The organism is Amphibacillus marinus, from assembly GCF_900110345.1.
Taxonomy (GTDB): Bacteria; Bacillota; Bacilli; order Bacillales; family Amphibacillaceae; genus Amphibacillus_D; species Amphibacillus_D marinus.
Genome location: NZ_FODJ01000008.1, coordinates 89,163 through 100,793 on the forward strand (window position 1 = coordinate 89,163; position 11,631 = coordinate 100,793).

Genomic DNA, 11,631 nt, shown 5'->3' on the forward strand with positions numbered 1-11,631 from the left:
AGATTAAATTACCTCTTTATTGTTAAAAAAGCATAAGGAATTGCGTTATCTTAACATTGTTTTTCATGAACATGATCTTAGTCTTCGCTTAAAGTTAGCTTAGATCCAGTCAACCTGAAGAGGAACGTTAGTTTAAGAAGGTAATGTCTGATAAAAGCGAACAATTTTATTTGGTGTGTCTTTTCTAGTAATACTTAGCTTTGTTAAGAGATCATGCATAATGGATTCTGCCAACTTAACGGTAGGTGCTTCAACCTCCAATTCATAATCCTCTTTATTATTGTAAATACTGTGATCAAGGGCAAGTAATCCACCAAGATATGATACTTCAATTCGGTTTGTTTGTAGCATCCCTCCATAAAATAAACCTTCAATTGGTATAGATAATTGCTCAAGCTGGTTTGCAATATTTGTTTTAATAACAGGCTGTTGTTTTAACCATTGTTTGCACTCTGCATGTGTTAAAGAATCATGCGTTTCGAGTAAGCCGTCCTTGTGCGGCTGCTTTAATGTTAGGGTATATTGATTATTTTTTTCTCTAATTCTAAGGGCAGCACCCCGTTTTTTTAGGTCAAAGTTCTTGGTTTCAAAATAGTGATTTACTTGTATAATTGGTTCAATATGACTATGGTTAAGAAAATCAAGTAAGGCTTCGTATTCCGTTTTGGTTAAAAGATTTTTTCTTTCTATTTCATATTCCTGGTGCAAAATCTGTCACTCCCTTTTTGAATCTGAATAAGCATAGTCGATTATATCATTAATTCTTATTTTTTTGTTTATAGAATTCATTTCTTGCTATGTTACAATAGAATGGATTATATCTGGGGTGGTGAATGAATGGTAGAAAAGATTAATTGGTCTACTTTTTTAGTTCCGTACACACAAGTTGTTGAAGAATTAAAGGTAAAGCTTAGGGGCGTGCGGACGCAATTTGAAATTGAGAAAAAACATTCACCGATCGAACTTGTAACCGGTCGGGTGAAGCCAATTTCTAGTATCCTAGAGAAGGTTGAGCGTAAAGGAATATCAGAAGTTGATATTGAAAATGAACTTCAAGATATTGCTGGTGTTCGAGTCGTTTGTCAATTTGTTGAGGACATCTATACCGTAGTTAATTTACTACGTTCTCGCCATGATATTACCATCATTGATGAAAAGGACTACGTGAGTTATAAAAAAGACAGTGGTTATCGTTCCTATCATGTCATTATTAGCTATCCAGTTGCGACAATAAATGGTGAGAAACAGGTAATTGCAGAAATACAGATTCGTACTTTGGCAATGAATTTCTGGGCAATCAACGAGCACTCTCTTAATTATAAATATAGCGGTCAAATACCTAAAGAGATAAAAGCTAGGTTAAAGAATGCAGCAGAGGCGGCCTTTAGATTAGATGAAGAAATGGCAAAGATTAAAGATGAAGTGCAAGAAGCACAATTAATATTTCGGAAAGATCGACGACAGAAGCAACGGGGAAGAGAGGAGTAAGAACTGTGATGAAATTTGCTGTTACATCAAAAGGCGATCACAAATCAAATAAGATTAAGTCGATAATAGAGCAATATTTGTTAGATTTTGATCTGAAACAAAGTATGACCGACCCAGATCTTGTTATTTCAGTAGGTGGAGACGGGACTTTTTTACATGCAGTTCACAATTACTTTCATCGCTTGAAGGAAACTGCGTTTATCGGTGTACACACAGGCCATTTGGGTTTTTATGCGGACTGGTTACCTGAGGAGGTTGAAAAGCTCGTCATTGAAATTGCAAAAAAGCAGTTTGAGATTGTTGAATATCCACTTCTAGCTATGCGAATCTGGCGTAAAGATGAGCCGCAGCCTGATCGGTACCTTGCATTAAACGAGGCAACAATTAAAAAAATTGAGGGATCCGTCGTATTAGATGTTGCAATTAACGGTGATGAGTTTGAACGCTTTCGTGGTGATGGCTTATGTGTATCAACGCCTTCAGGGAGTACAGCTTACAATAAAGCATTAGGTGGTGCTATTATTCATCCTGCGTTATCAGCTTTACAAATTACTGAGATGTCTTCAATAAATAATCGCGTTTATCGGACGATTGGTTCACCACTAATCTTACCAAGTCATCATGTTTGTGAATTTAAGCCAGTTGATCACAACCAAAGCTTTATCATTACAATTGACCATATCACGCAGAGCTTTGATAAGGTAACCTCAATTGAATACACAGTTGCAGATGAGCGCATTCGGTTTGCACGCTTTAGACCGTTCCCGTTCTGGAAACGTGTGCACGATTCTTTCATTTCAGATTCAAGATAGATGAGGGGGAGATTTTCGGATGTTTAAATGGACAGTAACAGCTGAACATACCGATATGCTGTTACGGGAGTTTCTTCAACATCATGCTTTACTTTCACGTAGTCTTGTAAAAGTATTAAAGTTTGATGGTGGAAGTATTTTAGTTAATGGAAAACAAGAAAGTGTTCGGCGAAGGTTAGCAATTGGTGATACTGTTCAAGTTATTTTTCCACCTGAGCAAAGAGGACCACAGGTGAAGCCAGAGAACATGGACTTAGATATCCTATTTGAAGACGATTTGTTTATGGTCATTGATAAACCGCCACGGATTGCTACTATCCCCTCTGCGCAGCATCCAACTGGTACAATTGCTAATGCAGTTGTTCATTATTATGATCAAAATAAATTGCCCTATACTTTTCATGTTGTGACCCGTTTAGATCGAGATACATCAGGATTAATGCTTATTGCCAAGCATCGCTATGCTCATAGCTTAATGGCAACTCATAAAATAGAACGAGGCTACCATGCTGTTGTATCAGGACACTTAGCAAGTAAAAAAGGTGTAATCAACGCCCCAATTGCTCGAAAGCCAGGGTCTATTATTGAGCGGACGGTAGCAGCGGCAGGGAAGCATGCTATTACACATTATCAAGTCGTTAATGAGCTTAGTGACTATTCGCTTGTACAAATTCGTCTTGAAACAGGACGCACCCATCAAATCCGGGTACACTTTGCCTATCTAGCTCATCCTTTATTGGGAGACAATCTATATGGGGGAGATTGTACTGTCATTTCAAGACAGGCTCTACACTGCTCAAGTCTTCAATTCATGCACCCAGTATCGCATGAGGTAATAGCACTATCTGCTCCGATCCCATCTGATATTAATCGACTTCTGCAAGATGTTTCAACAGCACTGAAAAACGATTAAGCTCTTGTGAATTTACACAAGCAAATTCTAACAAGTTTACTCATCGTTAAAGATAGTAAACTTTTCTTTTTGTAAAGCCTGTTGGGAGTCCACTGTTATCATTACTTCCTCTGGTAGCCGAAACGCTGCTAACTTATTACCAAATACACATCCAAGATCAATGTTAACGGTCTTGTTCAGAAAGCGTGGTTGCCAAACAGGTGTGTGACCGTAAACAATCCATTTGTCTCCAGCGTATGCTTTAGCCCAGTCTCTTCTAACTGGTCGTCCATCAGGAAGCTTTTCTCCTGTGGTATCACCATATAAAACAAAGGAGCGGGTCTTCTTATCATGGCGCCCGATTAGTTGCTCTTTAATTCCCGCATGGGCAACTACCGCATTTACTAGAGGTAAGTCCAAGTAAAGTGGTGCGTCTTTATAAAGTTGAATAAATTTCTCCTTTACTTGTTGTAATTCCGTTGGAGTTAGTCGTTCAAGCTCAGCAATTGTCGTTTCTAATCCGTGCTGAGCTTGAACGTTATTTCCGAGGAAATAACGATACAGTTTATTGCAATGGTTTCCAGGTGCGTAGTTGGCAACTCGATCTTCATAAACAAGTCGGTAAACAAGGTTTATTGTTTTTATCGAAGCTGGACCGCGATCGGTTATATCTCCAACGAAGATTAATGATCGTTGATCTGGATGAGAATATTGCCCGTTGATTTCTAGGTAACCAAGTTTATTTATGAGTTGCAGCAATTCTGTTAAACATCCATGCACATCACCAATAATATCAACCTTCATTGCTATTCCCTCCTTATATCGTAGGCAGATTAACTAACGGCTTATCCCATACTTTGAAGAATGGGGAGTTAACAGACAGTAAAGCCCAATTTGCTCAGAGATCTTTTTGTTGATACCTTTAAGTGCTAAAAATTAGTAGGTCAAAGGTATCCTTTTTTAATTGAAAGTTCTGTTGTTTATCATAATTAGTTTAGCACATTCCCATCGGCCCTTGCACTAAGCAAAAGACTAGTTATCTTATTTTTAGGGTATAGTTTGATTATAAACAGTTTTATCTTCATTTAAATAATGCTAAAATAAACAACGAAGATGAAGGTTTGGAGGGGTTATTGGTGGATGAGTTACAAGCTAAACAACAAGAGGTTTATAAACTACTCGAAGATGCACTATCAGATGAACAAATAGATCGATTTAGGTCTGAGTTTTTGGAAATCCATCCATATGACCAGTCAGAATTTTTTGAAGCGCAGTCTGAACAGATGCGATCGCTAATTTATTCTTATTTGTCCCCAGAAGAAATGGCTGACCTGATTGAACACGTTGAAGAAGACTTAGTGGGTAATTTTATAGTTGAAATGAATCCGGCTTATGCAGCCCAAATACTATCAGAGCTTGCTACTGATGACGCCGTGGATATCTTAAATGATTTGGATAAGAACAAGGTTGCTAGTTATTTAACGATTATGCCAAAGGAATCATCCGACGAAATTAAGGCATTACTACACTACGAAGAGAAAACAGCCGGTAGTATCATGACCACTGAGTTCGTAGTAGTCACTACTGATATGTCGGTCAAGGATGCAATGAGACATCTAAGAAAAGAAGCGCCTGAGGCAGAAACGATTTACTACATTTACGTTGTTGACCACGATCAGCAACTTGTTGGGGTTATCTCTTTGCGAGACCTTATTATTGCTGAAGGTTCCTTTACAATAGCGGACATTATGAGCGATCGAGTTGTCTCTGTTTCTGTTGGAGATAATCAAGAAGACATAGCTCAAATGATGCGAGATTACGATTTTCTTGCATTACCTGTTGTTGACTTTCAAAATCATTTACTTGGTATCATTACAGTTGATGATATTATGGACGTTATGGAAGAAGAAGCAAGTGATGACTATTCTAAGCTAGCTGGAGTTGACGTCGATTCAGTTGATCATAACCCAATAATTGCTGCTAAAAAAAGATTACCATGGTTAATCATTTTACTGTTCCTCGGTTTGTTTACCGCAAGTATTATTGCCCGTTTTGAAGAAACACTAAATCAAGTTGCTTTGTTAGCAATTTTTATTCCCCTTATTGCTGGAATGGCAGGGAATACGGGAACCCAGGCATTAGCTGTAGCTGTTCGGGGAATTGCTACTGGGGAATTTCAAAAACAAGGTATTTTAAAGATTCTAATAAGGGAAGCAACGACTGGATTAATTACTGGTTTGACTTGCGGTATTGCGATTTGGATTATTATTTATGTCTGGCAAGGTGTTTTCTTCCTTGGTTTTCTAGTTGGGTTGGCCATTACTGCTACATTATTTGTGGCGACAATATCGGGAGCCCTTGTGCCATTATTAATGCACCATTTCAAGGTTGATCCAGCGGTCGCTTCCGGCCCATTTATTACAACAATAAATGATATTATTTCGGTTATTATTTATTTTGGCATGGCTACTGCATTTATGCAATTTCTCATTTAATAAGGCAACAGTGCGGCTTTTTAAAGCATAAGTATGGCTTTTTAAAATGGAATAAACGATTAAAATTGTTGTTTTTCAAAATATAATCGGCTAAAATAGTATCAGGTACTAATAACAAGGTATAATTCAGGGGGCTATTATTTATGAATTTTTCATTAGATGGTAAAACATATGTTATTATGGGTGTTGCGAATAAACGTAGTATTGCTTGGGGGATTGCTAAAGCATTACATCAGGTCGGCGCAAAGTTAATCTTTACGTATGCAAACGAACGGTTTGAAAAGCCTGTAAGGGATTTGGCAAGTACACTTGAAGGCCAAGAAGCAAGTTTTTATCAATGCGACGTGACGAATGATGAAGCTATTGCCGAGACTTTTAAGCAAATTAAACAAGATATTGGTATTATTCATGGTGTAGCACATTGCATCGCATTTGCACAGAAAGAGGATCTTCAGGGTGAGTTTATTAATACGTCACGAGATGGCTATCTGCTTGCGCATAACATTAGTGCATATTCGCTTGTTGCAGTTGCACGTGAAGCAGAGTCGCTAATGACAGAGGGTGGCGGAATCGTTACGCTAACCTACTTAGGCGGAGAGCGCGTTGTCCAAAACTATAATGTGATGGGCGTTGCTAAAGCAAGCCTTGATGCGAGTATGAAATATTTAGCCAATGATTTAGGGAGAAAGAATATTCGCGTCAATGCTATTTCAGCTGGACCAATCCGCACACTCTCTGCTAAGGGTGTAGGTGATTTTAATTCAATCCTAAAAGACATTGAAGAAAAAGCACCGTTACGCCGGACCGTTACACAAGATGAGGTAGGCTCAACGGCTTACTATCTTTTAAGCGATCTATCTCAAGGAGTCACGGGAGAAATTATTCATGTTGATTCAGGCTATAGTATTTTAGGCTTATCGTAATTATCTTGGGTTAGTGTCACCTTTTCTGCTTTTACTCATATAGTATGATGTGAGAGGAGGAGGTTAAATGCATAATCGACCGATGATGTATGTGACACAACCTGATTTAAAATCACCAATTGCTAAAATGCAACAGGAATATCGGACATCACAGCCACAAATTGAAGCTACGCAATCACGTAGGCAATCAAGATCTGTTTATATCAACCGTGATCAACCTATCTTTGATGAGAGCCAAACCAGTGAAACCACTGAAAGGGATTCTCTCGAAGCTGAGTCTACCTACGAAGATACTGAGCCGGCTTCAGAACAAAAACGTTTTGAGGACATGACTAGGGAAGAGCAAGTGGATTATTTATCACGCCCATCTCCCTTTTTACCTAAACTATCTTGTCAAGTTAAAGTAGCAGATCAAACACACATAGGGAAAATAGTTAGTAGGCAAGGAGATACAATTACTTTTGAAGCAAGAAGTGCACCACGGCATCGCCAGTTCACCATAACTGAAATGGACGAGATTAAGTTGCTAGGTTTTGATAAATAAACAATACGTGATGATAATTACAAAGACTAAATCCAAACTGTTTTTTTTATGGTTGGCTTTAGTCTTTTTTGTGCTTGTGCATTAGCGGTTGTATATCAAATAGCGTTGGTAAGATAATTTCCAAAGATTAGGCGGAAGTAAAAAGGAGCCGACTCCTGCGGGAATAGCACGTTTCCGAAGACCCCTTTGAGGATGTTAGACGAATAACGCGACGTCGTGTCGCAATGTCTAACTGACTCACATCCTGTGAGCCCGAGGCCGTGCACGTTCGTGCCCTTGGGTGAAAGCGGCTCTTTTTTGCTGGAGCCATACAAACTATTTGCTTAAACCAACGCTATTTGATGAAGAACCGCATTAGCTAGCTGTGGTGAGATACTCTGATAGGATTACTATAGCTGTACAACTTTATTACTTAATGAATACTATTTAGTGGATTATCCTTCATCACTATACTAGTGCATAAGCTTACTTTTTAAAAAATAAAAGACTGCATCCGTATACACACTAAAATAGTGAGCAGGATGCAGTCAAGCTAAGGCGCTCCATTAGATAAGGAGCAAACTCAAGTTAAAAGTTTAAGTTAGCGCATTAATTGCTGGTAAGCAAGTGATATGGCAGAAACAATCAAGATTAACTGTTATACAAACGCCAGTACCGCGTAATCTATGCGTTTCTTGATCTACTGGAGATTTTGGATCACGCTTTTGTGAGCTAGGATCTCTTAATAATTCAAGTACAGCACAGTTGTCTTTATCAACACATTTTACTCGGAAATAAAAGCTGCCAAACACATTTTGAATATGATTAACACGAGCGCCAAAGCCTTTAAACGGCTTACAGTCTTTACAATAAAGAATAACTGGTACGGTATCAAGGTTGTTTGATGGAGAAGTTTCCCCAAGTAAGTCTTTAATGGATTGTTCACAGCTCGAATCGCAACTACAATCATCTAAATTATTTTGGGCATCAGCAATTTCCCGTAAAATATCGGAAACGCAATTTCCTGTATTAAATTTACCCCCACAAGACATATTAAATTGCTCCTTTCGATTAATAATGACTGACCTCATTGTCACTTATAGAATATGTAAGTTACGCTAGCCGGTGTGGGCGCTTTTAAAAAAAATAGTGAATGATCACCTTTTTGGGTTTATGAACATAGACTAATATCGACTTCATTCTCGTAATAAAAAAGGAGTGATTAATAAATGGCAGAGGAAAAAAAAGTGATTAAGGTCAATGATCTTATTATTCAAGCGGAGAACGTTCATTTTGAATCAGTTAATAGACCACAACAGCAATCCTATGATCCATTTCCGTTTTTCGGGCGACGCCCCGTGCCGGAGCAGGTGGAAGTAGATGAGCAAACTGAATCAACAGTTGAAGCTAAGTCTGAAGCAGGAGCAGAACCTGAGGAAACACCACGGCGCCATCCATTCTCATGGATATAGGAGTGACAAATAATGAATCATGCACAATTAATTAAAAATTTAGATATTATTGGCAAGCACCTAACTAAGCATGAATATTATTTTAGAAAACCCGAACAAAAGGTCTTGCCGTATATTGATCTCCTAGAAAAAGATATGCAGGACTTCGCAGCTGCTTTTGAACTTTTTGATTAACTAGCTGACATATTTCTCTCCGATATAGGGTATAGATACCATAAGGAGGGAAAGCACATGGGCTATATATTACCAATTACTCATCAGCAGATTCAACCTGTATATTTGAGTGAACGTGAACCAACCCGAGCACCTCTTGAAGTTGAAAAACTACCTGCTGCAACCTTAAGCACGATGCATGACGGTTATGGTTCAATGCTCTCTAATTATGAGGAAGCAGAACAGCAAGAAGATCTTGAACATAAGCATCGTTTAAACAGGACCTTACCAATAGTCTCAGAAATAGTTGCTAATCAGTACGCTGAGTTGACGGGAATTGGTGCTAATATTAATCGTTACGTATAAAAAAATGAGTTGCCTCACATCGTTTGGACGTGAAGCAACTCATTTTCTTCATATTCAGCATAAAAGACATCTTTAATTGAGGCTATCTGTTGTAGAGCCAATTGCTGTTCTAACCATTCTTGGGTTTGATTTATTTCGGTAAGATTATCATAAATAATTTCGCCGTCATTAATTAGAGTGAAAGGCAGAACAACTGGTTTAACCGGTAAATTTAAATCTAAGCGATCTGGTGCTTGCGCATAAGTCTTTTTAAGTACAGAGACAGTCCCATCAGTTTCTAGAATAGCATAATCAACATCTCTAATTGTAAAAACATCTTTTAATCTTAGCATGTGTTGGAGTTGATTAATATCAAGTTTATTCTTCTTCATCACTTGACGATCAAGTTTTCCTTTCCGAATAACAATGTCAGGTTTTCCTTCTATCAGTGCCCTAGAGCGTTTAAAGTGCTGACTAATCCATTCCGTTGTATACATGAGCCCCCCCCAGATTACAACTGCAAAAGATATTTCAGCTATACCTACCTGGTCATCATATAATGCATTTCCAACTAGTTCACCAAGAATAAGTGCAGAAATAAAGTCAAAGGCAGTCAACTGCCGAATTTGGGTTTTTCCTAAAATCTTCGTCATAGCAAATAGCACAAAAAAACCAAAAACTGTTTCAATTAAAATAGAGCCATAATGCATAACTAATCCCTCCGAATCCTTATCAACAGCTTGACCGATCCAGTGGTATTTTATACGTTAACTAAGCAATTTTTCCATTGAAACATGCTCAATCCCTGCTTCTAGAAATAAGTCAGAGGTGACATTGTAGTTTAAAGATTTATAGAAATCAATTGCATGGGCTTGAGCATTCAGTACAGTTTTAATTAGATGATGTTTTGCAGCTATTTGCTCGAGCTCAAGCATTAGAGTTTTGCCATACCCTTTATTTCGATATGGTGCAAGAACAGCAACGCGTTGTACTTTCCCTGTTTGTCCGACAATTCGCATGCGCGCAACCGCAACAGGTGTGTCTGCTACATAGCCAACAATATGAATGGCTGCTTGGTCAGCTTGATCCATTTCAATATTAGGATCAATTCCCTGCTCTTGAATAAATACCTGCTCTCTTACTGCAAAAGCATCCTTAACCTGGCCCTCACTTGCTGCTTCAATAACCTTCACATTTATGTCCTCCTAGTCTATTTTAAAGCTATTTTAGCATTTTTTTTAAGGGATTTAAATGAGTAGCTAATTGACAATAATAGCAACATTATATATAATCGGTAAACAAGTAAACTTTAACTAAAAATGATAACGGTTTCTTTTGATAATAATGTTATTTATTGCAATTTGCGACACTATCACTATTAGCGTGTAATTCAGAGAGTTTAATGAGCAGGTTCCATCTTAAGGAAGTGGGGAAGAATAATGACTAGAAATAATTTTGAGGGAGCGGCATACTTGTGGGCTTTTTTTACTGGTGAAGGTAAAGGTGCGGAGCAAATAAGCATTGCCGTGTCCAAGGGGAATGATGCCTTAGCTTGGCATACCTTAAACAATGGTAAACCGCTTATTACTTCGCAAGCCGGTGAAGAAGGGCTACGGGATCCGTTTATTATAAGAGCACATACTGGTAACAAATTTTATTTATTAGCTACTGATTTAAAGATAGCCAGTCGACATGGGCAAGGTTTTCACACTGCCCAGATTGATGGATCGCGCTATCTTGAAATCTTTGAATCAACTGATCTTGTGAATTGGTCAAAGCAGCGTCATGTTAGTGTTTCGAGCGAGTATTCTGGAAATACATGGGCGCCAAAAGCAATTTGGTGTAACGAGCAGCAATGCTATGTTATCTTCTGGGCATCAAACCTTTATACAACAGCAAGCATCACAAGTCGAGAAACGATTACTTACAACAGAATGATGTATGTAACAACTAAGGATTTTCAATGCTTTAGTGAGCCAGAGGTTTGGGTTGATGTTGATCGTGGCCTTGGCAAAGGATCAATTGATGCAGTTGTTGTTGAAGAAAATGGCTGTTACTATCGGTTTATGAAAGAAGAGGAAAGTATGACTATTCGATTAGATCGTTGTAGTCAGTTACTTGCAAAAGTTAAGGGAGATAAATATCCACAGCAATCTGGTCCACTACATGAGTGGGTCACCTTAAAAGAGAGAGTGGCAAACGGCTTGCCTAATGGAGCAGGTCGTTTATTTACGGGTGGTGAGGGCCCGTGTGTATTTCGAGCAAACAAAGGTGATGTCAATGGCCACAGCTGGTACTTATTTATTGATCAACCGAGTTACCATGGGGGACCTAACCACTATATTGGCTTTGCCTCCAATGATCTGACGAATAGCGATGGCTGGGTGAGCGTTGCCAGTAAGCTTAGGCAAAACTTGCCGGAAAATCAAGATGGTGGTAAGCCACGGCACGGATCGATTATTTCAATAACCAAGACAGAATATGAACAGGTACGAACGGCATTGGTTGTCAATTAGCAAAGCCAGTCT

General features: G+C 38.5%; 15 protein-coding genes. 10 read left to right on the forward strand and 5 right to left on the reverse strand.

The genetic code is table 11. The features are described 5' to 3' along the window. Positions 1-132: 132 nt before the first annotated feature. A complete protein-coding gene (locus tag BM000_RS11420; protein WP_091498403.1) occupies positions 133-708 on the reverse strand; it encodes a CYTH domain-containing protein in 576 nt (191 codons plus the stop codon). A 129-nt stretch (positions 709-837) separates the two neighbouring features. Here BM000_RS11420 and yjbM point away from each other — a divergent pair, with 129 nt between their 5' ends. The 3 genes from yjbM to BM000_RS11435 are packed head-to-tail and all read left to right on the forward strand — an operon-like array spanning position 838 to position 3,213. Beyond that, positions 838-1,488, forward strand: a complete 651-nt coding sequence (gene yjbM / locus BM000_RS11425) for a GTP diphosphokinase (RefSeq protein WP_177178286.1) — start codon at positions 838-840, stop codon at positions 1,486-1,488. An 8-nt stretch (positions 1,489-1,496) separates the two neighbouring features. Continuing rightward, a complete protein-coding gene (locus tag BM000_RS11430; protein WP_091498405.1) occupies positions 1,497-2,300 on the forward strand; it encodes an NAD kinase in 804 nt (267 codons plus the stop codon). Positions 2,301-2,319: 19 nt separating this feature from the next. Then, positions 2,320-3,213 carry an RluA family pseudouridine synthase gene (locus BM000_RS11435; protein ID WP_091498408.1) on the forward strand — a complete coding sequence of 298 codons (894 nt, stop codon included), beginning with the start codon at positions 2,320-2,322 and terminating at the stop codon, positions 3,211-3,213. Positions 3,214-3,249: 36 nt separating this feature from the next. Here the strand turns inward: BM000_RS11435 and prpE are convergent, their stop codons facing one another. After that, complete coding sequence (prpE, locus tag BM000_RS11440) at positions 3,250-3,996, reverse strand: bis(5'-nucleosyl)-tetraphosphatase PrpE (RefSeq protein ID WP_091498411.1); 747 nt, start codon at positions 3,994-3,996, stop codon at positions 3,250-3,252. 332 nt (positions 3,997-4,328) lie between these two features. Here prpE and mgtE point away from each other — a divergent pair, with 332 nt between their 5' ends. From mgtE to BM000_RS11455, 3 genes are all read left to right on the forward strand, one after another. Then, positions 4,329-5,687 carry a magnesium transporter gene (mgtE, locus tag BM000_RS11445; protein ID WP_091498414.1) on the forward strand — a complete coding sequence of 453 codons (1,359 nt, stop codon included), beginning with the start codon at positions 4,329-4,331 and terminating at the stop codon, positions 5,685-5,687. 143 nt (positions 5,688-5,830) lie between these two features. Beyond that, on the forward strand, positions 5,831-6,610 hold the full coding sequence (fabI, locus tag BM000_RS11450; protein ID WP_091498416.1) for an enoyl-ACP reductase FabI: 780 nt from the start codon (positions 5,831-5,833) through the stop codon (positions 6,608-6,610). A 67-nt stretch (positions 6,611-6,677) separates the two neighbouring features. Beyond that, positions 6,678-7,154, forward strand: coding sequence for a CotO family spore coat protein (locus tag BM000_RS11455; RefSeq protein WP_091498419.1), 477 nt, complete (start codon positions 6,678-6,680; stop codon positions 7,152-7,154). A 575-nt stretch (positions 7,155-7,729) separates the two neighbouring features. Here BM000_RS11455 and BM000_RS11460 read toward each other — a convergent pair. Beyond that, positions 7,730-8,185: a CotY/CotZ family spore coat protein gene (locus tag BM000_RS11460; RefSeq protein WP_091498422.1), complete on the reverse strand. Its 456-nt coding sequence runs from the start codon at positions 8,183-8,185 to the stop codon at positions 7,730-7,732. A 177-nt stretch (positions 8,186-8,362) separates the two neighbouring features. Here BM000_RS11460 and BM000_RS11465 point away from each other — a divergent pair, with 177 nt between their 5' ends. The 3 genes from BM000_RS11465 to BM000_RS11470 are packed head-to-tail and all read left to right on the forward strand — an operon-like array spanning position 8,363 to position 9,124. Then, positions 8,363-8,605, forward strand: a complete 243-nt coding sequence (locus tag BM000_RS11465) for a hypothetical protein (RefSeq protein ID WP_091498426.1) — start codon at positions 8,363-8,365, stop codon at positions 8,603-8,605. A 12-nt stretch (positions 8,606-8,617) separates the two neighbouring features. Continuing rightward, complete coding sequence (locus BM000_RS16805) at positions 8,618-8,779, forward strand: hypothetical protein (RefSeq protein ID WP_177178287.1); 162 nt, start codon at positions 8,618-8,620, stop codon at positions 8,777-8,779. Positions 8,780-8,836: 57 nt separating this feature from the next. Then, positions 8,837-9,124 carry a hypothetical protein gene (locus tag BM000_RS11470; protein WP_091498429.1) on the forward strand — a complete coding sequence of 96 codons (288 nt, stop codon included), beginning with the start codon at positions 8,837-8,839 and terminating at the stop codon, positions 9,122-9,124. Positions 9,125-9,138: 14 nt separating this feature from the next. On the opposite strand, the gene BM000_RS11475 is transcribed toward BM000_RS11470, so the two are convergent. Both BM000_RS11475 and BM000_RS11480 read right to left on the reverse strand, forming a co-directional pair. Beyond that, positions 9,139-9,813: a DUF421 domain-containing protein gene (locus BM000_RS11475; RefSeq protein ID WP_091498432.1), complete on the reverse strand. Its 675-nt coding sequence runs from the start codon at positions 9,811-9,813 to the stop codon at positions 9,139-9,141. Positions 9,814-9,870: 57 nt separating this feature from the next. Further along, entirely contained in the window at positions 9,871-10,296 is a 426-nt protein-coding gene (locus BM000_RS11480; RefSeq protein ID WP_091498435.1) for a GNAT family N-acetyltransferase, read from the reverse strand. Positions 10,297-10,542: 246 nt separating this feature from the next. Between BM000_RS11480 and BM000_RS11485 the strand changes: the two genes are divergently transcribed. Continuing rightward, complete coding sequence (locus tag BM000_RS11485) at positions 10,543-11,619, forward strand: glycoside hydrolase family 43 protein (protein ID WP_091498438.1); 1,077 nt, start codon at positions 10,543-10,545, stop codon at positions 11,617-11,619. Positions 11,620-11,631: the final 12 nt, after the last annotated feature.

What these genes read in the sequence shown, in the direction of transcription:
- yjbM (WP_177178286.1), top strand. Translation starts at nt 838, where the DNA reads ATGGTAGAAAAGATTAATTGGTCTACTTTTTTAGTTCCGTACACACAA.
- BM000_RS11470 (WP_091498429.1), top strand. Translation starts at nt 8,837, where the DNA reads ATGGGCTATATATTACCAATTACTCATCAGCAGATTCAACCTGTATAT.
- BM000_RS11435 (WP_091498408.1), top strand. Translation starts at nt 2,320, where the DNA reads ATGTTTAAATGGACAGTAACAGCTGAACATACCGATATGCTGTTACGG.
- BM000_RS11430 (WP_091498405.1), top strand. Translation starts at nt 1,497, where the DNA reads ATGAAATTTGCTGTTACATCAAAAGGCGATCACAAATCAAATAAGATT.
- BM000_RS11465 (WP_091498426.1), top strand. Translation starts at nt 8,363, where the DNA reads ATGGCAGAGGAAAAAAAAGTGATTAAGGTCAATGATCTTATTATTCAA.
- BM000_RS11460 (WP_091498422.1), bottom strand. Translation starts at nt 8,185, where the DNA reads ATGTCTTGTGGGGGTAAATTTAATACAGGAAATTGCGTTTCCGATATT.
- prpE (WP_091498411.1), bottom strand. Translation starts at nt 3,996, where the DNA reads ATGAAGGTTGATATTATTGGTGATGTGCATGGATGTTTAACAGAATTG.
- BM000_RS11455 (WP_091498419.1), top strand. Translation starts at nt 6,678, where the DNA reads ATGCATAATCGACCGATGATGTATGTGACACAACCTGATTTAAAATCA.
- BM000_RS11485 (WP_091498438.1), top strand. Translation starts at nt 10,543, where the DNA reads ATGACTAGAAATAATTTTGAGGGAGCGGCATACTTGTGGGCTTTTTTT.
- BM000_RS16805 (WP_177178287.1), top strand. Translation starts at nt 8,618, where the DNA reads ATGAATCATGCACAATTAATTAAAAATTTAGATATTATTGGCAAGCAC.
- fabI (WP_091498416.1), top strand. Translation starts at nt 5,831, where the DNA reads ATGAATTTTTCATTAGATGGTAAAACATATGTTATTATGGGTGTTGCG.
- BM000_RS11475 (WP_091498432.1), bottom strand. Translation starts at nt 9,813, where the DNA reads ATGCATTATGGCTCTATTTTAATTGAAACAGTTTTTGGTTTTTTTGTG.